The 21,968-nt window shown below is 45.9% G+C and carries 22 protein-coding genes and 1 other RNA gene; 9 read left to right on the forward strand and 14 right to left on the reverse strand.

Annotated features, from left to right (window positions below):
* Positions 1-26: 26 nt before the first annotated feature.
* The 6 genes from lepB to rpoE form a co-directional block, all read right to left on the reverse strand.
* Positions 27-923, reverse strand: a complete 897-nt coding sequence (gene lepB, locus GZK95_RS12440; protein WP_075708904.1) for a signal peptidase I — start codon at positions 921-923, stop codon at positions 27-29.
* Positions 924-1,013: 90 nt separating this feature from the next.
* The gene (lepA, locus tag GZK95_RS12445) at positions 1,014-2,807 is read right to left on the reverse strand and encodes a translation elongation factor 4 (protein ID WP_075708903.1); all 1,794 of its coding nucleotides are present in this window, start codon (positions 2,805-2,807) and stop codon (positions 1,014-1,016) included.
* A 114-nt stretch (positions 2,808-2,921) separates the two neighbouring features.
* A complete protein-coding gene (locus GZK95_RS12450; RefSeq protein WP_075708902.1) occupies positions 2,922-3,392 on the reverse strand; it encodes a SoxR reducing system RseC family protein in 471 nt (156 codons plus the stop codon).
* A 4-nt stretch (positions 3,393-3,396) separates the two neighbouring features.
* Positions 3,397-4,356 carry a sigma-E factor regulatory protein RseB gene (rseB, locus tag GZK95_RS12455; RefSeq protein ID WP_075708901.1) on the reverse strand — a complete coding sequence of 320 codons (960 nt, stop codon included), beginning with the start codon at positions 4,354-4,356 and terminating at the stop codon, positions 3,397-3,399.
* A complete protein-coding gene (locus GZK95_RS12460) occupies positions 4,353-4,973 on the reverse strand; it encodes a sigma-E factor negative regulatory protein (protein WP_075708900.1) in 621 nt (206 codons plus the stop codon). The genes rseB and GZK95_RS12460 overlap by 4 nt, the downstream gene beginning before the upstream one ends.
* A 25-nt stretch (positions 4,974-4,998) precedes the next feature.
* Positions 4,999-5,577 (reverse strand): RNA polymerase sigma factor RpoE, encoded by a 579-nt coding sequence (gene rpoE / locus GZK95_RS12465; protein ID WP_075708899.1) that lies wholly within the window; start codon positions 5,575-5,577, stop codon positions 4,999-5,001.
* 317 nt (positions 5,578-5,894) lie between these two features.
* Here rpoE and nadB point away from each other — a divergent pair, with 317 nt between their 5' ends.
* Positions 5,895-7,508, forward strand: coding sequence for an L-aspartate oxidase (gene nadB, locus GZK95_RS12470; protein WP_075708898.1), 1,614 nt, complete (start codon positions 5,895-5,897; stop codon positions 7,506-7,508).
* A gap of 12 nt (positions 7,509-7,520) precedes the next feature.
* On the opposite strand, the gene GZK95_RS12475 is transcribed toward nadB, so the two are convergent.
* Positions 7,521-7,916, reverse strand: coding sequence for a hypothetical protein (locus GZK95_RS12475; RefSeq protein WP_075712945.1), 396 nt, complete (start codon positions 7,914-7,916; stop codon positions 7,521-7,523).
* Complete coding sequence (locus GZK95_RS12480) at positions 7,885-8,145, reverse strand: FAD assembly factor SdhE (RefSeq protein ID WP_075708896.1); 261 nt, start codon at positions 8,143-8,145, stop codon at positions 7,885-7,887. Before GZK95_RS12480 ends, GZK95_RS12475 begins: the two co-directional genes overlap by 32 nt.
* Before the next feature lie 205 nt (positions 8,146-8,350).
* Between GZK95_RS12480 and ygfZ the strand changes: the two genes are divergently transcribed.
* The 3 genes from ygfZ (at position 8,351) to GZK95_RS12495 (ending at position 10,586) form a co-directional block, all read left to right on the forward strand.
* Positions 8,351-9,316, forward strand: a complete 966-nt coding sequence (gene ygfZ, locus GZK95_RS12485; protein ID WP_075712943.1) for a tRNA-modifying protein YgfZ — start codon at positions 8,351-8,353, stop codon at positions 9,314-9,316.
* The gene (locus tag GZK95_RS12490) at positions 9,306-9,779 is read left to right on the forward strand and encodes an aminoacyl-tRNA deacylase (protein WP_075712941.1); all 474 of its coding nucleotides are present in this window, start codon (positions 9,306-9,308) and stop codon (positions 9,777-9,779) included. The genes ygfZ and GZK95_RS12490 overlap by 11 nt, the downstream gene beginning before the upstream one ends.
* A gap of 600 nt (positions 9,780-10,379) precedes the next feature.
* Positions 10,380-10,586 carry a DUF1107 domain-containing protein gene (locus GZK95_RS12495; RefSeq protein WP_075708893.1) on the forward strand — a complete coding sequence of 69 codons (207 nt, stop codon included), beginning with the start codon at positions 10,380-10,382 and terminating at the stop codon, positions 10,584-10,586.
* A gap of 50 nt (positions 10,587-10,636) precedes the next feature.
* On the opposite strand, the gene GZK95_RS12500 is transcribed toward GZK95_RS12495, so the two are convergent.
* The 3 genes from GZK95_RS12500 to GZK95_RS12510 are packed head-to-tail and all read right to left on the reverse strand — an operon-like array spanning position 10,637 to position 13,660.
* Entirely contained in the window at positions 10,637-11,866 is a 1,230-nt protein-coding gene (locus tag GZK95_RS12500; RefSeq protein WP_075708892.1) for an FAD-dependent 2-octaprenylphenol hydroxylase, read from the reverse strand.
* A gap of 23 nt (positions 11,867-11,889) precedes the next feature.
* Positions 11,890-13,068, reverse strand: a complete 1,179-nt coding sequence (gene ubiH, locus GZK95_RS12505) for a 2-octaprenyl-6-methoxyphenyl hydroxylase (RefSeq protein WP_075712939.1) — start codon at positions 13,066-13,068, stop codon at positions 11,890-11,892.
* A 13-nt stretch (positions 13,069-13,081) separates the two neighbouring features.
* On the reverse strand, positions 13,082-13,660 hold the full coding sequence (locus tag GZK95_RS12510; RefSeq protein WP_075708890.1) for a YecA/YgfB family protein: 579 nt from the start codon (positions 13,658-13,660) through the stop codon (positions 13,082-13,084).
* Between the two features lie 234 nt (positions 13,661-13,894).
* Here GZK95_RS12510 and GZK95_RS12515 point away from each other — a divergent pair, with 234 nt between their 5' ends.
* The 5 genes from GZK95_RS12515 (at position 13,895) to serA (ending at position 17,344) form a co-directional block, all read left to right on the forward strand.
* The gene (locus GZK95_RS12515; RefSeq protein WP_075708889.1) at positions 13,895-14,227 is read left to right on the forward strand and encodes a cell division protein ZapA; all 333 of its coding nucleotides are present in this window, start codon (positions 13,895-13,897) and stop codon (positions 14,225-14,227) included.
* Positions 14,228-14,290: 63 nt separating this feature from the next.
* Positions 14,291-14,474, forward strand: a non-coding RNA gene (gene ssrS, locus GZK95_RS12520) — 6S RNA.
* A 29-nt stretch (positions 14,475-14,503) separates the two neighbouring features.
* A complete protein-coding gene (locus GZK95_RS12525; protein WP_075712937.1) occupies positions 14,504-15,091 on the forward strand; it encodes a 5-formyltetrahydrofolate cyclo-ligase in 588 nt (195 codons plus the stop codon).
* Between the two features lie 52 nt (positions 15,092-15,143).
* Positions 15,144-15,800: a ribose-5-phosphate isomerase RpiA gene (gene rpiA / locus GZK95_RS12530; RefSeq protein ID WP_075708888.1), complete on the forward strand. Its 657-nt coding sequence runs from the start codon at positions 15,144-15,146 to the stop codon at positions 15,798-15,800.
* Between the two features lie 314 nt (positions 15,801-16,114).
* Positions 16,115-17,344 carry a phosphoglycerate dehydrogenase gene (gene serA, locus GZK95_RS12535; RefSeq protein WP_075708887.1) on the forward strand — a complete coding sequence of 410 codons (1,230 nt, stop codon included), beginning with the start codon at positions 16,115-16,117 and terminating at the stop codon, positions 17,342-17,344.
* A gap of 70 nt (positions 17,345-17,414) precedes the next feature.
* On the opposite strand, the gene ilvN is transcribed toward serA, so the two are convergent.
* From ilvN to GZK95_RS12550, 3 genes are all read right to left on the reverse strand, one after another.
* The gene (ilvN, locus tag GZK95_RS12540; RefSeq protein ID WP_075708886.1) at positions 17,415-17,909 is read right to left on the reverse strand and encodes an acetolactate synthase small subunit; all 495 of its coding nucleotides are present in this window, start codon (positions 17,907-17,909) and stop codon (positions 17,415-17,417) included.
* A 1-nt stretch (position 17,910) separates the two neighbouring features.
* Positions 17,911-19,635, reverse strand: a complete 1,725-nt coding sequence (locus GZK95_RS12545; protein ID WP_075712935.1) for an acetolactate synthase 3 large subunit — start codon at positions 19,633-19,635, stop codon at positions 17,911-17,913.
* Between the two features lie 379 nt (positions 19,636-20,014).
* On the reverse strand, positions 20,015-21,823 hold the full coding sequence (locus GZK95_RS12550) for an AMP-dependent synthetase/ligase (protein ID WP_075712933.1): 1,809 nt from the start codon (positions 21,821-21,823) through the stop codon (positions 20,015-20,017).
* Positions 21,824-21,968: the final 145 nt, after the last annotated feature.

Below are 21,968 nucleotides of genomic sequence, written 5' to 3' on the forward strand. Positions count from 1 at the left end.
GTAACAACGTCAACGCTGACAGAGATTTAGTTAATCCCACCGATGCGATTAAAGCGCACTCCGGTAGGAATCCAAGTAGGCAGAATACTATCGTCACTGCGATCAAACTCAAAGCTGATCCAGATACCAACAGCTTTACCTACTAAATTAGCTTCTGGAACAAAGCCCCAGTAGCGGCTGTCAGCACTATTGTCACGGTTATCACCCATCACAAAGTAGTGACCTTTTGGTACAACCCACTCATTAACACCTGGACGAGGTTGGTAAGCCTCGATACGGTCGCGACGCAGCGGGTTGATAAGAATTTGGTGCTCTTGCGCTCCCAGTTGTTCATTCAACTGCATCATAGGCACGCCATTTTGTACAAATGGGCTCTCTTCAACATTGAATAGTTTTACTGGTTTGCAGCTATTTTCACCCGTTTTTTGAATACAGACTTGCTTGTCTTGGCTGTAACGAACAATATCGCCCGGCAGACCAACCACACGTTTGATGTAATCAATACTTGGTTGAGGTGGGTACTTAAATACCACGATATCGCCACGCTCTGGTTTACCGGTTTCAACCAGTTGTGTGCGCCATACAGGGTCTTTTAAACCGTAAGCGTATTTTTCTACCAGAATAAAGTCACCAACCAGCAGTGTTGGCATCATTGATCCTGATGGAATCTGAAACGGTTCATAAACAAATGAACGCAAAACCAATACAAAAGCAATCACAGGGAAAATCGAAACACTATTTTCAATCCACCAAGGCTGAGCTTTGATTTTCGCAACTGCCGCAGCATCTAGGCCGTTGGTCTGCGCTTCCACTTCCGCTAGCTTTAGCTGTCGTTTTTTCGCAAACACGAGCTTTTCCAGTGCCCAAACTACACCCGTTACTAACGTAACCAGCACTAAGATAAGTGAAAAAGTATTCGCCATTGACTTCCCTTACTTTCAAAAATGCGAAAGTGAAAGAGCCGAAACCCTTTCACTTACTTTGATTATAATACTGAGCAAATGCTCAATTTATTAATCTTTACCAACATGAAGAATTGCTAGGAACGCTTCTTGAGGCAGCTCTACGTTACCGATCTGCTTCATGCGTTTCTTACCTTCTTTCTGTTTCTTCAACAGTTTCTTCTTACGACTCACGTCACCACCGTAACATTTTGCCAGTACGTTTTTACGTAGCTGTTTCACGGTTGAGCGAGCAATAATGTGGTTACCAATTGCCGCTTGAATCGCAATATCGAACATTTGACGAGGAATGAACTCTTTCATTTTCTCAACCAACTGACGACCACGAGTTTGTGATTGATCTTTATGGGTGATCATCGCTAGCGCATCCACTTTGTCACCGTTCAACAGTACGTCTACGCGTACCATGTTCGATGCTTCAAAGCGCTGGAAGTTATAGTCTAATGATGCATAACCACGAGACGTTGACTTTAAGCGGTCAAAGAAGTCTAGAACCACTTCTGCCATTGGGATGTCGTAAGTCACAGCCACTTGGTTACCGTGATATACCATATCTACCTGAAGACCACGTTTCTCAACACATAGTGTGATTACGTTACCCAAGTAGTCGGTTGGCACAAGGATATTACAACGAGCAATTGGCTCGCGAATTTCTTCAATATCGTTTACCGCTGGCAATTTTGCAGGGCTATCGACATAGAACACTTCACCGTCGGTTTTCTCTACTTCGTAGACTACCGTTGGTGCTGTGGTAATAAGATCAAGATCGTATTCACGCTCTAGACGCTCTTGGATGATTTCCATGTGCAGCATGCCAAGGAAACCACAGCGGAAACCAAAGCCCAGAGCTGCAGAGTTCTCTGGCTCGTAGAATAGCGATGCGTCGTTTAGGCTCAGTTTACCAAGTGCATCACGGAACGCTTCATAGTCATCAGAAGAGACTGGGAACAAGCCTGCATACACTTGAGGTTTTACTTTTTTAAAGCCTGGTAGTGGTGTCTCACTGCCGTTTTTCGATAGCGTCAGCGTATCACCAACAGGTGCGCCAAGGATGTCTTTGATACCACAAACAACCCAGCCAACTTCACCAGTGCGTAAAACATCAGTATCAACTTGCTTAGGCGTAAAGATACCTAGGCGATCGACACCCCAAGTTTGACCTGTGCTCATCACTTTGATCTTGTCGTTTTTCTTCAGAACGCCATTTTTAATACGTACTAATGAAACAACACCAAGGTAGTTATCAAACCAAGAGTCAATAATTAGTGCTTGCAGTGGCGCATCAGCGTCCCCTTCTGGGGCAGGGATTTTATCAACGATAGTTTCAAGAACATCATCGACACCCAGACCTGTTTTCGCACTACAACGAGTAGCTTCCATCGCGTCGATGCCAACGATCTCTTCAATTTCTTCTGCGACACGCTCTGGATCCGCAGCAGGCAAATCGATCTTGTTAAGGATTGGCACAACCTCAAGATCCATTTCAATTGCGGTATAACAGTTCGCCAGTGTCTGTGCTTCTACGCCCTGACCTGCGTCAACCACCAATAGTGCACCTTCACATGCAGCCAAAGAGCGCGATACTTCGTAAGCGAAGTCAACGTGTCCTGGCGTATCGATGAAGTTAAGCTGGTAAGTTTCACCATCTTTAGCGGTGTAGTTTAGAGTCACACTCTGTGATTTGATGGTGATACCACGCTCACGTTCTAGATCCATTGAGTCAAGAACTTGCTCTGCCATTTCGCGATCGGTTAGACCACCACATACTTGGATCAGACGGTCAGATAGGGTCGACTTACCATGGTCGATGTGGGCGATAATCGAAAAGTTACGAATGTGCTTCATGATTTGGGGTGACTAAACTCTGTAAAATAGGACATAAGAAAGCCGTCGTTTGACGGCATTTCAATCAAGTTGGCAGATTCTATCCAATTTTGATCCCCAAGTCACTTGAGGATTTCACTGGATAGGTTCTCCCAATACTCTTAATAATATGACTTGTTGCGAAGATTGTCGCTCGATGCGTCCCGCAAGGCGTTTGGCTAAGGCGATTCCCCCAGCAGCAAACAAGGCTGATAGCAAGATTACCACGCCTTCACCTAACCCAAGCCAAGGGGCAATCCATAGGTGGGCTAAAGCGGCGCCAGCAATCAAAGCGAACAAAGGCGTTAAATATACGATCGCCGCTGATTGCAGCAGGCTTTTTTCCGCCATACCAATCTCAACGACCTGTCCTACGCTTAATGCTTGTTGGGTAAACAATTGCCAATGCAGTATTTTTTTACCCACTGCTTTAGAGACAATGCCGGTTCCACAACTTTTTTGAGATGAGCAGCTAGAGCAGCTTGTCTGCTGCTCACAACTCAGTTCAACATCATACCCTGATGATTTTTGGGTCACCGCAGAAACGGTGGCCAATGCCGTCATCATAAGTTTACTTCTCTGTTGGTGCGTTTATCGTAACTGATTGAGCAATACGTTTCGCGGTTTCAGGCGGAATATCGCCGACCACCGAGATTTCAGCATCTCCACGGACGTAAGAGTGTAATGTCCGGCGACCTTGGCGAACGATTTGCCCCTTCAAGGAATGATCGTCACGTTGTGAAACATAGATGGAGAAACTAAACAAACCATCACTGTACATCTGACTTTCAACCATTCTATCGGTCACGCCCATCCGATAACGATTGAGTTCTTTCGCCTCAAACCCTTTCGGAATCCAACTCACTGTCCAAAATGACTCACGCTCTTGAGCTTTCGGCAGCGAGATCACTTGCGGCAGCTTGACGTTCTTCAAGCCACTCATAATTTCGACCAGACGGTCACTCACACTATAAGCAATCGTACGGTACTGTTCGAGAACTTCACCATCGCGGTCGATCAAGTCTGCTCGCAACGGCAGCTTGGTTTTTTCATCAACCCAAAGGATATAGCTGTAACGCAAACCATCTTTAGGTACGACGCGCAGAACTTGGCATGCGGTCCCCGCTTCACGAGCACGGCCGACTTTAATAAAATCATAGTACTCGCTCAGTTCATCTGCATCTGAGTTTAAAAGCGGTATAGTCGGCGCCACCATTTCACCCGATTCAATGGTAAAAGGTTCGACACCCGGCTCAATATAACTCACCTCGTTACCGCGACGAATCACCTCGCGAACGGGACCGCTGAGATAGACGAGATGTGCATAATGCTCCTGCTCGCCACGAGCATGACGATAGAGCAAAGGTTCAATACTGTTTTTCTTAATCAGGATGTAAGACAGTTCATAATTAAGTTGCTGACTGGCTTCGTTCATTTGATGCAACAAAGCCTCTGCAGCTTTTTCGTCTGCAAAGGCCATTGGAGAAGTCAAACTGAACAGTGTCAGCGCACTGATCAGGAATTTTTTCATTCAACTACCGTATCTGGGTCGACATTAAGATCTACTGCGTTTCCACTGTGGAGTCTTAGTTGAAGTTCATAGTCTTGCAGCATCGCATTTATACGACGACGCTGTTCTTGTACATTGAGACTGTTCTTCGGCGCTTGCTCAACACTTTCACGCGTTAAGCTAACAGGCTCCGCACTACCAGCAAAAGGCACAGTTTGCAGTACTGGTAGCTGATCAGCTTCAGTAGTTGCGCTGCTTCCATGTTGCTGCACCCCTAAAATCACTGCCAAAGAGACACACGCAGCAATACCCACTTGCCCAAACTGTGTTAGCCAGTTTGGTAAGTGTAGCGCAGCCACTCTTGGCTTCGGTTGAGACTCTATACGAGCATCATTGATATTTGTGACATTATCGGTACTAAACGGAGTATGAGCCGGTTCATTTTCTAGCGCTAAAGCAACGCTTTCAGCAATATTCCACTCAGGCTTTGCTGGAGCTTCACCACGAAGCACATCACCAATAAGATGATAGTTCTTCCAAGCTTCTAAGCCTTGTTGGTCACTCTCTAGCTCTGCTATAAAAGCTTTGTCGACCAACTCTCCATCCATGAGTGCTGAAAGTTTCTCTTTGTCAGCCATTATTTTCACCATTAAAAAGTTGCTACTAGCGTTGCAGAAGAGGTTGGATTTTTTTCTCCACCGCTTCACGTGCACGGAAAATACGCGAACGTACTGTTCCTACTGGGCAATCCATAACTTCGGCAATCTCTTCGTAACTCAAACCATCGAGTTCACGTAGAGTCATCGCAGTTTTTAAATCATCAGGTAGTGCTTCTATCGCACTGAAAACTACTTGCTTCAATTCCTTGGACAACGTTAAGTTCTCAGGGTTCGATATTTCTTTCAATGCACTGCCATTTTCGTAATATTCAGCTTCTTCAGTGTCCACATCTTGCGCTGGAGGCCTACGGCTTTGTGCCACTATGTGGTTCTTCGCAGTATTAACAGCAATACGATACAACCAAGTATAAAATGCGCTTTCACCGCGAAAACTAGGTATTGCTCGATAAGCTTTAATAAATGCTTCTTGCGCTACGTCAGGCACGTCTCCCGGATTGCTTACGTAACGAGAAATAAGATTGCAGACTTTGTTTTGATACCTCAAAACTAATAAATTGAATGCTTGCTTATCTCCATTCTGAACTCGCTCAATTAATACTTGATCGGTCAGTTGCTCGTTCATTCGAGCGGGTACTCCTATTGTTTTAAATTCTTACCTCAAACAAGGTATGAATATTAATTATGCAAAATGTAGTATTGACACCACTGCTTACTTGAGCACTATTGTGACCAAGTAAAAAAATGAAAGTTCAAACAATTTTCATTTTTTCTTAAGGAAGTGATAAGTCAATGTCGTCTTTTGCTAGATTGTGAGGACGATGTGAGCGAAAAGCAATGACAATAAAACACAATTACGGTGTATGGAGTGTTATTATTGTTACCGATTTGACTTCGGTGGAGTGACACCACTCTACGATAACTCAGGATTTTAAAACTTTTATGAACGCAAACCGTGAACATCAGTGTGATGTGTTAGTGATAGGTAGTGGTGCTGCCGGTCTATCGTTAGCGTTGCGTGTTGCCGAGCACGGCAAAGTCATTGTGTTAAGTAAAGGACCACGCAGTGAAGGTGCAACCTATTACGCTCAAGGCGGTATCGCAGCCGTCTTTGACGAGTCAGACAGTATCGATTCTCATGTTGAAGATACGTTAATTGCCGGTGGCGGAATCTGTGAAGAAGAAACTGTTAAGTTCATCGCAGAGAACGCAAAAGAATGTGTGCAATGGCTGATCGATGGTGGTGTACCCTTTGACCGTGTTGAAAATGACAGTGATGAAAAACCTCGCTACCACTTAACGCGCGAAGGTGGTCATAGTCACCGCCGTATTTTGCATGCCGCTGACGCAACCGGTATGGCAATGCAAACATCTCTGCAAGATAATGTTCATAATCATCCTAATATCACCGTATTAGAGCGCCACAATGCGCTTGACCTCATTACTGAGGATAAAATCGGTGGCGACAATAAAAAAGTCGTGGGTGCTTACATATGGAACCGCAACCAAGAGCATGTCGAAACTGTGCGCAGCAAATTTGTCGTACTGGCGACAGGTGGCGCATCTAAGGTGTACCAATACACCTCTAACCCTGATGTCTCTTCTGGCGACGGTATTGCAATGGCTTGGCGCGCTGGTTGCCGTGTTGCAAACCTTGAGTTCAACCAATTCCACCCAACTTGCCTTTTCCACCCAGAAGCGCGTAACTTCCTGCTAACCGAAGCCCTACGTGGTGAAGGTGCTTACCTGCGCCGTCCTGATGGTTCTCGATTTATGCCGGACTTTGACGAGCGTGCAGAACTCGCTCCTCGTGACGTCGTTGCTCGAGCCATCGATTATGAGATGAAACGTCTAGGTGCTGACTGTATGTACCTTGATATCAGTCATAAGCCTGCCGAGTTTATCGAGAAGCATTTCCCAACCATCTACACTCGTTTGATGGACTTGGGCATTGATATGACCAAAGAACCGATTCCAATCGTTCCAGCGGCCCACTATACCTGTGGCGGTGTGATGGTGGATAAAACGGGCAGCACTGACTTGCAAAACCTTTATGCCATTGGTGAAGTGAGCTACACGGGTCTGCATGGTGCCAACCGCATGGCGTCTAACTCGCTGCTTGAATGTGTGGTGTATGCGGCCGCGGCTGCCAGTGACATTATTCGCAACCACCAAGACGTTGCGATGCCACCTGCACTGCCATGTTGGGATGAGAGCCAAGTCAGCAACAGCGATGAAGAAGTGATCATCCAGCACAACTGGCATGAACTGCGTCTGTTTATGTGGGACTATATGGGGATTGTGCGCACCAATAAACGTCTTGAGCGTGCACTGCGCCGTATCCAAATGTTGCAGCAAGAAACTCATGAGTACTACAGCAACTTCCGTGTTTCTAACAACTTACTTGAGTTACGTAACCTCCTGCAAGTCGCCGAACTAATGGTGCGTTGTGCAATGGAACGTAAAGAGAGTCGTGGCCTGCACTATACGCTTGATTACCCAGATCTGTTGGAAAACAGTGGGCCAACAATCTTGGTACCAGAAAAACTCAAATAATAGAAAAGGAGCCTAAGGCTCCTTTTTTAGTAGCAAGACCAAGTGCCAGTAATACTCTGGCACCACGCTATCGCGCCATATTAGATACCAGCGCTTATCCAAACGAATCGCAAGCACCCAAGCCGACAAGATCAGTAATCTCCCTGTTAGCTCACTGCGATGTTGGTTTATCTCAACCTCTCCGGTAGAAAAGAAGGTCACGGAACCGCTTAATGTCGGAGCGAGAAAGTTTTCTTGGTAAGCATACCCAACCATTTTTACCATTAAGTAAGCCGCGACAACGATTGGAAGTGGACTTGTCACCATAAAACAACAGGCCAGCACCAGCATGCTGGCGTTGGCCTGTTGAGAAAAGTGACTTGAACGAATAAATAACTTAACGAACTTTGCTGAGGTTGTGGGCGACAATTTTATCTACCATCGACGCATGACTTAAGTTCTCACTGCGACCATGCCCCATTACCCAAGCAAAAAGATCGGGGTCATCACACTCTAGCAACGATACAAAATCTCGTTGCTCTGTCTCAGTTAATGCATCAAAACACTCTTCGAAAAACGGCATAATGACGACATCCAGTTCTAACATACCTCGGCGGCATGCCCATTTAATGCGCGCTTTTTCTTCTGCGGTGTACATTCTCATTCCTCACCTGATACGTTGTTATAATTTCGAGTGTAACAAGCAAGTACGTTGACCACCACTATCTGTGCAACACTAGTGTCACAATTTTTGTAGAATCAACCTGCTGGCGATACACGTAGAATCGACGCATGTAATAATTGCAGCACCACCGCAATTAGATCTAATATTTGTCTTTCAGCACACGACCAAGGTAAACACTATGGATTGGCTTAACGACTTTGCCCCTCTATCGCACCAAGCCAGCGATACTCTGCCAGAACTTATGCTCACTCATCTCAATTCATGGGGCGTAGTGACATTGATTGGTGATGATGCCAAATCTTATCTGCAAGGTCAGGTCACTTGCGATGTGGTTCAACTCGATGCTAGCGAGTCGACTTTTGGTGCGCATTGTGACGCCAAAGGCAAAGTGTGGTCTATTTTCCGCCTTTTCCACCATCAGAACGGTTACGCACTGTTTGAACCTAAGTCTTCGATAGAAAAACAGCTTGCTGAAATCAAAAAGTACGCAATTTTCTCCAAAGTCACCATCGAGCAAAGCGATAGCATCCTGCTCGGTGTGATGGGTGAAAAAGCAGACCAGTGGATCGATACTCTCAGTGAGCAACAAGGCAACGTACGTGCAATTGAAGGCGGCACTGCGGTACGAATCGATGCGCAACGTTGGCTGCTTGTGCTTAACCAAAATGTGGCAGTAGCTCTCGTCGAGTCAGCGCAAGCAACATGCGTTGCTGAGTCACTCTGGTGCCGATTTGATATTGAAGCAGCTTTGCCGATTGTTGAGCAAGAAGAGCAAACGCAACACATTCCACAAGCCTTGAATCTACAAGCTCTGGGCGGAATTAGCTTTAAAAAAGGATGTTACACAGGCCAAGAGACTGTTGCTCGAGCTAAATATCGTGGCATCAACAAACGAGCAATGTATATCGTCAAAGGACACGCTGCCAACGCACTTGAAGAGCATACTGAATTAGAACGTGCAGTTGGTGAGAACTGGCGTAGTGCAGGTAAATTAATGGCACATTACCGTTTTAATGACGGTGAAACCATTGGCCTTGTCGTGCTACCCAACAATCTAGAAGCAGACACTCCACTTCGTCTTGCTCATCAACCTGAGTCAATTTGGGCGATTCAACCATTACCATACTCACTCGATGACGAATAACCTTGTAACCCAAGTCACCGAGTTCCTCGATATTCAGCAGGTGGAGTACCGCCTGCTGATGCATCAAACGGCGGCTGTCAGCATTGAAGATGCTGCCAAGCAACGAGGTATTCGCCCTTCGCAAATGGTCAAAGCTATTTTACTGCGCGATATGGGCGATCAATATGCCCTCGCTTGTGTGCCTGGCGATCGCTCTGTCGACCCCAAAAAAGTACGTGCTGTATTAAATTGTCGTCGTATGACTTGTGTGGATTTAAGTTTGGTCGAGGCGATCACTGGCTACGCCATCGGCACAGTCACCCCTCTGTTACTCAAGCAGCCAATGCCTGTTATTTTCGATCACACCATCCTCGATGAAAAACAAGTCACCATTAGCAGCGGTTCTAAGCTCGCCGGCATCTCTTTAGCGTGTGAAGATTTAATCGAGTTGTGTCACCCGATGTTCGCCTCAATACATCGCTAGAACTCACATTTCATACTTATCTCATTCATCAGACAAACATCGAGTTGCGATTAATATCGCAACAAGAGGTATGACTAGATTGTATTTATATTCACAACATAAACATAAATAGTCATCGATGTTTTTTTGTACTATTCTGACAACACTGTTAGCACATCAGCATTGCAGTGAGACAAGCCCCCCAAATTTAAGGCAACTCATTGCACAACTGGAGTACTAATGGTGAAAAAGTGAGTAGTGGTTTTCACGCTATCCACTTTTTGTGTAATGCATCTGTGACTATTCGCCCGCTTGAAGCGGGCTTTTTTTTGGCGTTAATTTTACTTTTTATTAACATGGTTGAGTATCTTTGTACTACGCTTACAGCAGTGAACAACAGAGATTTGGCTAACCAGACTGGTCAAACTTGTTGGGTTCCGACTACAGAACAAATATGAGGTAAACGTCACGCTAATTTGGAGATGTGTCGGTAGATTTGCTTACAGCAACACAATTCTCCAATTTGTTACAAATAACTGCACATTCCCCCATTACTATCACACTTTTTACGGCGGGGAATTCGTATAATCACAGTGCTTGCTAAACATGAAGGATACATTTATGAGACTGTTTAAGCGCTATACTCCAAGTATGATTGCTAAACACGTAAGTCGGCTATTTAAAGGAAGAATCTATATCTATGGTGTAGGTAAGTTTGAGTTTGACAATGGAAAACTTGTCCTTCCGGAAAGGGCAGAGCGAAGACACTATCAAGCCGTCAAAGAAGTGAATCAAGAGATTATGAAATTGCGCTGCGCGTATGCATAAAATCACCAATTTCAAAAAAACAGGGTTGGCTCGCGCCAACCCTGTTTTATTTAAGACTGCGTTGATGAGAATGACTGCTTAGCTAAATCAGGTAAATCCCCTTTCAAGCCTAATGCTCGCTTCATGATCTCATCTTTTGCTCCAGGCAATTGTCCTGCTAGCTTTAAACCAATGCCACGAATGAGCTTCTTGGCCGGATTGTCGCCTTCAAATAGATCCTTAAAACCCTGCATTGCCGCAATCATTTTCGCCGCTTCAGCTTTGCGCCAACGCTCATACCCGCGCAGATTTCGCTTGGTACCGATATCTTGTCCCTGTTGCCACACGGCCAGGATCTCTTGGGCTAAACTCGCCGCATCCAACAGCCCCAAGTTAACACCTTGCCCTGCCAACGGATGGATGGTGTGAGCGGCATCGCCAACTAAAGCAATACGCTCCGTCACAAAATCACGGGCGTAGCGCATCTTAAGTGGAAAGGCGAATCGCTCCCCAACCACTTCACACATCCCAAGTCGAGCACCAAACTCTGCCGTTAGGGCTTTGTTGAACTCTTCTTTCTCCATCGCAACTAAGCGCTCTGCACGACTCGGATCCGTTGACCAAACAATTGAACTCATTTGGCTACCAACCATCGGCAGAAATGCCAATGGGCCTTGTGGCGTAAATATCTGGCGCGCCACTTTTTCATGAGGCTCCTGAGTCCAAACATTCGCAACAATCGCACTGTGCCCATAGTCCCAATGGGTTAATGGAATATCTTGCTGACGACGAACCCATGAATTAGCACCATCAGCGCCCACGACCAATTTCGTTGTCAGTGACTGACCATTATCAAGCGTCAACCACACTTCACTTTCCCCCACGGCCATAGTTTGGCACTGGGCAGGCATAAACAAGCTCACATTGGTCTGCTTCTGCACTTGTTCCAATAAAGCGAGTTGAATCACTCGGTTTTCGACGATATGTCCAAGATTCGGTTGAGCGAGCTTCTGCGCATCAAACTCTATCCGAGCAAAGCTATCCTGTTCCCATACTTCCATCGCCATATAGGCTGCCGCTCGACGATCAACAATACCCTGCCAAGCGCCCAGATTGCGTAAAATCGTCTCACTCGAACGACTCAATGCCGAGACACGCACATCCGGCAGTTCAGCTAGCTCACTATCAGGCGCACGACTTTCTATCACTGCGACTCTAAGCTCTGAGTCTTTCAGCGCCGCCGCGAGCGCCAAACCCACCATGCCACCACCTACGATGGCAATATCTACGCTTTGCATCATTTTCTATTGAATCCTTTTTGGCGCTATCGCGCGACTAAACCTAATGTTCGTTGCAGTAATGGGGTCTTCAGTGGCGGAATATTATCCATCAAAGCTAAACCGATGTTGCGTCCGACTCTTAATGTTAAATAATCATTGGAGAACAGATGAACAAGCGATGATGTCAGCGAAATAGTATGAGTACGATCAGCTTCTCTACGTTGTTTAAACGCGCTGAGCACTGAGTATTGACCAACGTCATCCAATGAGTGCATCAGTTCCTCAGCCAAACTTGCCACATCACGAATGCCCAAGTTAAAACCTTGTCCCGCAATCGGATGCAAAGTCTGAGCGGCATTGCCGACAATGGCAAAGCGATGTGAGGTATTTTGCTCACGATAACGAAGCAGTAGCGGATAGCTCGCTCTTGCCCCAACGTGAGTCAGCTTACCGAGTCGCCAACCGAACTGCTGTTGTAACTGCGCTAAGAAAGCACAGTCATCAAGTTCAGTCATGTGCTGTGCAACCTCTGGTCTGACACACCAAACCAATGACATTCTGCCATCACTCATCGGCAGCAAAGCAACCGGGCCTTGTTGAGTGAAACGCTCAAAAGCTTGGCCTTGATGAGGCATTTCAGTCCGAATATTGGCAATCACTGCAACTTGGTTGAAATCATGTTCACGCAGCGCAATACCGAGCTGTTCACAACATGAAGAGATTGCACCATCTGCCGCAACCAGCAATTGGCATTGCAAGGCCACACCGCTTTGAAGTGTCACGATATTATGATCTTGTGTGCGCTCAACTTGCGCGACGGCATCTGGGGTGATCAATTCAATCTGCGGAGAATGCAAAACTTTGTCATGATAGATGCGTCCGACATCCGCCAGCTCAACCACATAACCAAGTGCTTGAATCCCAAGCTCTCGATGATCGATTTCAGTCATACCAGCATGGGAACGATCCGAAACATGAATGTGTTTTATCGCTGTGGCTACAGGTTCGATATCATGCCACAAGCCGAACTGGCGCAATATTTGAACCGTACCAAATGAGAGCGCTATCGAGCGAGAATCAAACCCAGGGTGAGCTTGATGGTCAACCGGAAACGGCTCAACAACAGCAACACGTAATTTGCCATTCGACAGCGTATCAAGTGCCAATGCGAGCGTCATACCCGCCATCGCTCCACCAGCAATTACCACATCAAACTGCTTCATCTTTTTAACCCGATTAATGAATGGTTGGCGCAGACTCTTGCTGAGTTGGTTTTTGACCAAACTCAGCGTGAATGGTCAACACGCAAACTTTTACGTGTTCAATCACTTGCTCAAGCAGCAAAGCTTGCTCTTGCATGTCATCTTCTTCATCAATACCAAGTTTGGCTATTTCTTCTAAATCATTCAGTGCTTCTTTCGCTTGCTTAGACGCTTTCTTGAGGTCGGTCCCTACCAACCCCAGACCTGAAATGAAATGATTCACCCAATCAGCAACACCGTCAGCCATATCAAACAGAGTGGCGCTCGCCTCTTCATCAGGCAAGAGTAATGACAATTCCATGTCACTACCTGTCACTTCTTTAATCGTAGCATCCAACGTTTGCTGCGCAAGCGTCAGCGCTTTGTCCGGCCATCCCATACCTTCATTGGTATAGTCAAAAATCAAAGGCTGCCAGCTTTTATCCGTTAAGCTCAGACCGCCACTTAACATGCCAGTTAGAAGACCGTGAAGCTCAGACGGGTTCACCGCCAAGCCAGCAGACTGCATTTCACTCGCGAAGGTTAAGTAATCGGGAAGGGTGATGTTACTCATGGATAAACCTAATTTTGCAAAATAATACTCAATCCTACCACTTCAAAGGATAAGCGAAAATGTACATCGCGTTAATAATGAGCGCCTTTTACACAAATTGCCCAATTACTGTGTGATTGCCCTTTGTTTTCGCTTTGTTGCACGGGAAAGACTTGAATCTTAACAAGGCTTTTTCTATAGTTTCCCCCTCGGTGATGGTCTGCATTATCACCTTAATTTAAGTGTAGAGTGGATATGAGTAGCCAAGCGGTAGAAGTTGAAATTTTAGGTAAGTTAACCCGAGTTAACTGCCCAGCGGGTCAGGAAGAAGCGCTGCTTCAAGCTGCCAAACGACTGAATGATCGTTTGCAAGATATGACCGACAAGACAAAAGTGACCAATGAGGTGCATCTGCTGACCATCGCGGCACTGAACTTCTGCTATGACTTGGAAACTCGCGATAACTCAACACATGAACAACAAGAGCTGCAACTGCAACTCAATGAGCGAATGGAGAAGCTCAACACATCACTTGATGAAGCGCTAAGTAAAGTACAGCCAGGAAAGCCGTCACCAATAGCGGAATAATTTTAACTTGATTGCAGAACGACTGGATAAACGAGTTCAGTGTTGTACAATCAAGAATCCAGATTTACCCTGGAGTGTGCGTTAGTGGGATTACGTCCCTGAGCCGATAAGCAATCCTAAAGGATTAGTACTTGACGGCTATTGAGCAAGCTCGGCATGCACCGAGAAGCCTACGGTCATCATTGCTGATCCGCCTTGAACCAGCTGGTTCAAGGGTCAAAATCTCCAACGGCACTCTGGGGTATCCTTCGATACCCTTTTAATTTGGGTATCTGCATGAATCTCTCAAGACAAGAATTTCGCCAGCAAATTCGCCAACTCAGACAACAACTCTCCCCACAGTTTCAACAGCAATCGGGCGCTCAACTGGTCGAACAATTTTCTACTTTGCCAGAACTGTCCAACGCACAACATATTGCCCTCTATTTAAGTGCTGATGGCGAAGTGGATACCCAACCACTCATCAAGTGGCTATGGCAACAAGGCAAACAGGTCTATCTACCCGTTATTCATCCTTTTTCTAAAGGTCATCTACTTTTTCTTCATTACCAAGCCAATACTGAAATGGTATTGAATCAATACCGAATTCTTGAACCTAAGCTCAAACAGTACTTAATCCAACCAGTGCATAAACTCGATATCATTTGCACACCTTTAGTTGCCTTTGATTCAACGGGGCATCGCCTTGGAATGGGCGGGGGATATTATGATCGCACCTTAGAGACTTGGTTTCAGAGTGGTCAGGGAGCCAAACCCATCGGCTTGGCGCACGACTGTCAGCATGTCAGTCGTTTACCCATCGAATCATGGGATGTACCACTACCAAAAATAGTGACACCGAGCAGGATATGGCTCTGGGAATGATATATAATCCCGCGCGCAAACGTTAACTATTCCATCCAGTTAGGAGATGAGCATGACTCAAGATGAAATGAAAAAAGAAGCGGCTTGGGCGGCGCTTAAGTATGTAGAGCGAGACAGCATTGTAGGCGTAGGTACGGGCTCGACAGTCAATCACTTCATCGACGCACTGGGTTCAATCAAAGATGACATCAAAGGTGCAGTATCAAGCTCAGAGGCTTCCACGCAGCGTCTCATCGATCTCGGTATCGAAGTATTTGATTGTAACGATGTAATGAAGCTTGATATCTATGTTGATGGTGCAGATGAAATAAACGCACATCGCGATATGATTAAAGGCGGCGGTGCAGCATTGACGCGCGAGAAAATTGTCGCAGCTATTGCCGATAAATTTATCTGTATCGTTGATGACACTAAAGCTGTCGATATTCTTGGTCAGTTCCCACTACCAGTGGAAGTGATTCCTATGGCGCGCTCATACGTTGGCCGCGAACTGGTAAAACTGGGTGGCGATCCTGCATACCGTGAAGGTGTTATCACTGACAACGGCAACGTGATCCTTGATGTGCATAATATGGAAATCGTCAATCCAAAAGAGATGGAACGTGCCATTAACGCCATCCCTGGTGTTGTGACTGTTGGTCTATTTGCAGCTCGTGGGGCTGACGTCGTGATTACAGGCACACCAAACGGTGCAAAAATCGAAGAATAGTAGAACTAACGTCGCGCCTTAACTCACCCCATTTCTAGCACTGAGTTAAGGCAAATTTGACGGTTATATTTCTGTTATTTCATTACAAGCGGCTCAGCAATGAGCCGCTTTTGTCTTTTATTCGCTTAAAAATTATTCTTTATTCCGTAATTTTCTTACCCAAATTAATTTTTTTTTGTTAACTTAATGAGCAGAAGACGCACAATGAAAACGTTTGCGCTCAATAAAAGCGGTTGTTCAACGTTCTGTTTTGACCCTTTTAAAGCCATGTGCGCCAGTTAAGCCCCCTTTCCCCCATTTTAAGGACGAAAATAATGGCCAAAGTTTCACTGGAAAAAGAGAAAATAAAAATACTGTTGTTAGAAGGTCTCCACCCTTCTTCTGTCGAAGTACTACAGGCAGCGGGTTATACCAACATCGAATACCACAAAGGCTCCTTATCGGAAGAAGAGCTGTTAGAAGCGGTTAAAGATGCGCATTTCATCGGTATACGCTCACGCACAAACTTATCCCAGCAAGTAATCGATGCGGCTGAGAAGCTGGTCGCGATTGGTTGTTTCTGTATCGGTACCAATCAGGTTGATCTCAATGCTGCAGCGGTACGCGGTATTCCAGTGTTTAACGCACCATTTTCCAACACCCGTAGCGTGGCGGAGCTGGTTCTCGGTCAAATCCTACTGCTACTCCGAGGTATTCCTGAAAAGAATGCCCTTGCTCATCGAGGCATTTGGAAGAAGAGTGCCGATAACTCTTACGAAGCACGCGGCAAACGCTTAGGTATTGTTGGCTACGGCCATATTGGTACTCAATTGGGTATCATCGCAGAAAACCTAGGGATGCGAGTTTACTACTACGATATTGAAAACAAACTCTCGCTAGGCAACGCAACACAAATTGCGACGATGAGTGAATTACTCAATAAATGTGATGTTATCTCGCTGCATGTTCCAGAAACGCCTGAGACCAAAAACATGATGGGCGCGGACGAGTTTGCTCGTATGAAGCCTGGCGCCATTTTCATCAATGCCGCTCGTGGTACAGTGGTCGATATTGAGGCGCTATGCCATTCATTAGAGGCCGGCCATATTTCTGGCGCAGCCGTTGATGTATTCCCGACAGAGCCAAAGACTAATGCCGATCCATTTGAGTCGCCTCTGCAGAAATACGACAATGTACTGCTAACACCACACGTAGGTGGTTCAACACAAGAAGCCCAAGAAAACATTGGTGTTGAAGTGGCGGGTAAGCTGGCGAAGTACTCGGATAATGGCTCAACCTTATCGAGCGTTAACTTCCCAGAAGTTGCACTTCCAGAGCATCGTGATTGCTCGCGCTTGCTGCATATTCACCAAAACCGCCCTGGCATCTTGACGCAAATTAACACCATCTTCGCTGAAGAAGGGATTAACATTGCGGGTCAGTATCTACAAACTGCAGCGGACATTGGTTATGTTGTGATTGACGTAGAGACTGAGCGCTCTAAAGAAGCCTTAGAGAAGCTAAAAGGTATCGAAGGCACAATTCGAGCACGTATCCTGCACTAAGCTTTATGCTAAAGATAACAGTAAAAACCACCGCGATTGCGGTGGTTTTTTATTTCAGTCTTGTGGCAGGTTAGGGCTTTAATGCCCGCTCACCGCGCGCAATCCCAACGACGCCACTGCGTGCCACTTCAAGCACATCCGTCACTTCAGACAATGCTTGGATAAAGGCGTCCAGCTTTTCTCCCGTCCCTGTTAACTGCACCGTATATTGCGCCGCAGTGACATCAACGATCTGTCCACGGAAAATATCAGCGGTTCGTTTCACTTCGGCTCGCGCAAAACCACTTGCTTTGACTTTCACCAACAGCAATTCACGCTCAATATGCTCAAGCTCTGTGACCTCTTGAACTTTCAGTACATCAATTAACTTATGCAGTTGCTTTTGGATCTGCTCTAACTCCATGTCGTCAGAGATAGTAGTGATATTGAGTCGCGACAGTGTTCCATCGTCCGTCGGTGATACCGTCAAAGATTCGATGTTATAGCCGCGCTGAGAAAACAACCCAACCACGCGAGACAGGGCGCCCGGTTGGTTTTCCAATAGTAATGAAATGATATGTCTCATGTTAGGTACGCTCCGTCTTGCTTAGCCACATCTTATCCATCCCTTCGCCTTTAATTTGCATAGGGTAGACATGCTCTGTTTCATCAACATTGATATCAACAAATACCAAACGATCTTTCATCTCAAGAGCTTGCTTTAGCCCAGCCTCAAGTTGATCCGGAGTCTCGATGCGAATACCCACATGGCCATACGCTTCTGCTATCGCAGCAAAATCCGGTACGGAACTCATGTATGAGTTGGAGTGGCGACCTTGGTAAATAATATCTTGCCACTGTTTGACCATTCCTAAGAATCGGTTGTTCAAATTGATAATCTTGACCGGAATATCGTATTGCATCGCGGTCGACAATTCTTGAATGTTCATTTGAATGCTGCCGTCACCGGTGACCACCACCACCTCTTCATCAGGCTTAGCAAACTTAACGCCCATCCCCGCTGGCAAACCGAATCCCATTGTGCCTAAGCCACCTGAGTTGATCCAACGACGAGGCTTATTGAATGGATAATACAGCGCTGCGAACATCTGATGCTGGCCCACGTCGGAGGCCACATAAGCGTCCCCATTAGTAAGCTTGTGCAAAGTTTCAATCACTTGCTGCGGCTTAATTCGTTCAGATGACGTGTCATAACTCAAACACTGCCTGTCTCGCCACGTTTGGATTTCATCCCACCAACGATTCAATGCCGATTCGTCATTACTTCCCCCTTGCTCCACCAGCAAATTCACCATAGCCTCTAGCACCTTATCGGCTGAGCCAACAATGGGAAGATCCGCTTTGACGTTTTTGGAGATCGAGGAAGGATCGATATCGATGTGCATGATCCGCGCGTTAGGGCAATATTTCTCTAGGTTATTGGTCGTCCGATCATCAAAACGGACACCGACACCAAAGATTAGGTCGGCATCATGCATTGCCATATTGGCTTCATAGGTGCCGTGCATCCCCAGCATACCTAATGAGTTTTTATGTGTCCCAGGGAAAGCACCTAACCCCATCAAGGTACTGACCACTGGCAAATTCAGTGTTTCAGCCAACTTCAGCAACGGTTGATCGGCTTCAGAAATCACCGCTCCGCCACCGACATAAAGCACGGGTTTTTTCGCTTCTAGCAGCGCTTTTAGCGCCTTTTTGATCTGCCCTTTATGTCCGCTTGTTGTCGGCTTGTATGAGCGCATTGAGATGGTTTCAGGGTACTTATATGGCAACTTCACCAACGGGTTCATCACATCCTTTGGCAAGTCAATCACTACCGGCCCTGGACGACCTGTCGTTGCAATGTAAAAGGCTTTTTTAACCGTTTCAGGAATGTCTTCTGCTTTTTTGACCAAAAAACTGTGTTTTACCACCGGTCGAGAAACCCCAACGATATCGCACTCTTGAAAAGCATCGTTACCTATCAAGTTGTTTGGTACGTTGCCAGAAATCACGATCATTGGGATGGAATCCATATACGCCGTCGCGATACCCGTAATGGTATTGGTTGCGCCAGGGCCAGAGCAGACCAGTACGACTCCCGGCTTACCCGTCGCTCGAGCGTATCCATCCGCCATATGCGTCGCGGCTTGCTCATGACGAACTAAGACATGTTTGATTTGATCGGTTTTTGCATGAAGCGCATCATAAATATCCAAAACGGAGCCGCCTGGATAACCAAAAATTTGCTCAACGCCTTCTTCGATAAGAGATTGCACCACCATCTCATTACCGGACAACATCGCTGCCATATTGTTCTCCTTATCTGCTCGCAGCCTATTTGGTCAAATGGCTGTGCAGTTGTCACATAGTCTAGGGCTTACTTTTAGCCTAATAGAAAGACTTCCACTTCTTCTCTATGCCTTGCGTTCGGTCATAACAAAACACAAGATACGGCAACAAATGTAACGTTTTATTTTCAAAGATGCTATTGCGACCTTTCTCCCAATCCCCATACAATTCTGAAAAACAACGACCAAGCAGTTTAACAACAAGAGTTACACCTCACTGTTAGCATCAAATGACAAAAATCCCGACAAAAAAGGCGGATAATTTTTCACCACCTCTGTGGCAAAAAAAATCCCCGCATACCAATGCGGGGACTTGTCTGGTCAGAAATAACGGCAAGCGTTATTTATTACCGTGCTTGTCGTCGTACATCTCTTCGATTTCATTTTGATACTTATCGTGGATTACTTTACGACGTAGCTTCTGAGTTGGCGTTAATTCACCATCATCCATGGAGAACGCTTTTGGCAGCAATTTGAACTTCTTCACCTGCTCAAACTTAGCCAGTTCTTTCTGTAGTTCATTAACTCGCTTCTCAAGCATCTCAATAATTTGATTGTGCTTAATCAACTCAACACGGTCATGGTATTTGATATTCAGCTCTTTGGCATACTCTTCCAAGCTGTCGTAACAAGGCACTATCAGCGCAGATACAAACTTACGAGTATCGGCGATAACCGCAATCTGCTCGATAAAATGGTCTTTACCGATCGTGCCTTCCACCATTTGCGGTGCAATGTACTTGCCGTTTGACGTTTTCATCAGCTCTTTAATGCGATCAGTAATAAATAGGTTACCGTTCTCATCAATATGACCTGCATCGCCAGTTTTTAAGAAACCGTGTTCATCGAAAGTCTCAGCGGTTTCCTTTGGCATTTTGTAGTAGCCACGCATAACCATTGGACCACGAACCAAAATTTCATTGTCTTGACCAATCTTAACTTGTGCGCCCGGCATCGACATACCGATCGAATCTGGGTTAAAACATTTATCGTCCCAACATGAGATTGTGGCGGTGGTTTCTGTCATACCGTAGCCAAGTTTGACGTTGATACCCAATGCATGGAAGAAGCGACCGATAGTCTCATCAAGCTTAGCTCCGCCACATGGCATAAAGTTAATACGACCGCCCAACAAGGCACGCAGCTTTGACAACACCAATTTATCCGCCAACTTATGGGCACGTTTAAGCATAAATGATGGTTTGTGCCCTTCTTGATGACACACCGCCATTTTCGCCCCCATGTTTACTGCCCAAGTGAACATCACCTTACGCATAAACGGTGCTTTAGCGACCTTTTCATGAATCGCTGAGAAAATCTTCTCGTAGAAACGAGGAACCGCACACATCACTGTTGGACGCACTTCACTTAAAGCATCGCGAACCTGCATGGTGTCTTGTAGGTAGCAGTTAGTGGCACCTTTATACAGAACGTAAAAAGTCCATGCACGCTCAAACACATGAGAAAGTGGCAGAAAACATAGCGAAACATCTTGCTGAGATAAACTTAAGCGTTCATCGTGACCTTGCAACTGTGCGCCAATGTTAGCGTAATCCAGCATCACCCCTTTCGGTTGCCCTGTCGTGCCCGAGGTGTAAATCAATGTGAAAAGATCATCGAAATTTGCATCAGCGAGTCGCTGTTCAAATTCAGCTCGATACTCATCATTACCTTTGGCAATAAAGTCATCCCAAGTAAGTGCAAACTCGCAATCACCAAAGTCGATGTCATTAGACATTGCCACTACAAGTTCTAGCTCTTCACACTGCTCAAAAATCGAAGCTGCTGCATCAAACTGAGACTGCTCACCAACGAACAGCACTTTGACATCCGCATTTTGCAAAATATAAGCAGATTGAGCGGCCGTGTTGGTTGGGTAGATAGGAACTGTCACACCACGCAATTGCATTGCGGCGATATCCGCAATAGTCCACTGTGGCATGTTATTAGAGAAAATCCCTATCTTGTCTTGGACTCTCAATCCCTGAGCCAATAATGCAAGGGACACAGCATCCACTTGCTGACCAAATTGCGCCCAACTCATGCCTTGCCACAAACCTTCAACTTTGTGTTTTAGTGCAGTACGTTGGTTACCTTTTGCAATTTGCTCGCGAATTCGTTTAACGATGTGAAAATCTAAATTGGCCATCTTTTCTACCTTTAAGCTTACACCTGTAAGCCTTTTTGCGCGCACAGTGTACATTTCAAGCAAAAAAAGGCAACTGACACGTATCAAACTTATACGAAAAAGCCCCGAAGAGATGACTCATTCGAGGCTTTTATATACTAACACT

This window comes from Vibrio panuliri (assembly GCF_009938205.1).
In the GTDB taxonomy this organism is placed as follows: Bacteria; Pseudomonadota; Gammaproteobacteria; order Enterobacterales; family Vibrionaceae; genus Vibrio; species Vibrio panuliri.

Bases quoted from the DNA above. Each gene is read 5' to 3' on its own strand.
- lepB (WP_075708904.1), bottom strand. From the start codon at position 923: ATGGCGAATACTTTTTCACTTATCTTAGTGCTGGTTACGTTAGTAACG.
- lepA (WP_075708903.1), bottom strand. From the start codon at position 2,807: ATGAAGCACATTCGTAACTTTTCGATTATCGCCCACATCGACCATGGT.
- GZK95_RS12450 (WP_075708902.1), bottom strand. From the start codon at position 3,392: ATGATGACGGCATTGGCCACCGTTTCTGCGGTGACCCAAAAATCATCA.
- rseB (WP_075708901.1), bottom strand. From the start codon at position 4,356: ATGAAAAAATTCCTGATCAGTGCGCTGACACTGTTCAGTTTGACTTCT.
- GZK95_RS12460 (WP_075708900.1), bottom strand. From the start codon at position 4,973: ATGGCTGACAAAGAGAAACTTTCAGCACTCATGGATGGAGAGTTGGTC.
- rpoE (WP_075708899.1), bottom strand. From the start codon at position 5,577: ATGAACGAGCAACTGACCGATCAAGTATTAATTGAGCGAGTTCAGAAT.
- nadB (WP_075708898.1), top strand. From the start codon at position 5,895: ATGAACGCAAACCGTGAACATCAGTGTGATGTGTTAGTGATAGGTAGT.
- GZK95_RS12480 (WP_075708896.1), bottom strand. From the start codon at position 8,145: ATGTACACCGCAGAAGAAAAAGCGCGCATTAAATGGGCATGCCGCCGA.
- ygfZ (WP_075712943.1), top strand. From the start codon at position 8,351: ATGGATTGGCTTAACGACTTTGCCCCTCTATCGCACCAAGCCAGCGAT.
- GZK95_RS12490 (WP_075712941.1), top strand. From the start codon at position 9,306: ATGACGAATAACCTTGTAACCCAAGTCACCGAGTTCCTCGATATTCAG.
- GZK95_RS12495 (WP_075708893.1), top strand. From the start codon at position 10,380: ATGAGACTGTTTAAGCGCTATACTCCAAGTATGATTGCTAAACACGTA.
- GZK95_RS12500 (WP_075708892.1), bottom strand. From the start codon at position 11,866: ATGATGCAAAGCGTAGATATTGCCATCGTAGGTGGTGGCATGGTGGGT.
- ubiH (WP_075712939.1), bottom strand. From the start codon at position 13,068: ATGAAGCAGTTTGATGTGGTAATTGCTGGTGGAGCGATGGCGGGTATG.
- GZK95_RS12510 (WP_075708890.1), bottom strand. From the start codon at position 13,660: ATGAGTAACATCACCCTTCCCGATTACTTAACCTTCGCGAGTGAAATG.
- GZK95_RS12515 (WP_075708889.1), top strand. From the start codon at position 13,895: ATGAGTAGCCAAGCGGTAGAAGTTGAAATTTTAGGTAAGTTAACCCGA.
- GZK95_RS12525 (WP_075712937.1), top strand. From the start codon at position 14,504: ATGAATCTCTCAAGACAAGAATTTCGCCAGCAAATTCGCCAACTCAGA.
- rpiA (WP_075708888.1), top strand. From the start codon at position 15,144: ATGACTCAAGATGAAATGAAAAAAGAAGCGGCTTGGGCGGCGCTTAAG.
- serA (WP_075708887.1), top strand. From the start codon at position 16,115: ATGGCCAAAGTTTCACTGGAAAAAGAGAAAATAAAAATACTGTTGTTA.
- ilvN (WP_075708886.1), bottom strand. From the start codon at position 17,909: ATGAGACATATCATTTCATTACTATTGGAAAACCAACCGGGCGCCCTG.
- GZK95_RS12545 (WP_075712935.1), bottom strand. From the start codon at position 19,635: ATGGCAGCGATGTTGTCCGGTAATGAGATGGTGGTGCAATCTCTTATC.
- GZK95_RS12550 (WP_075712933.1), bottom strand. From the start codon at position 21,823: ATGGCCAATTTAGATTTTCACATCGTTAAACGAATTCGCGAGCAAATT.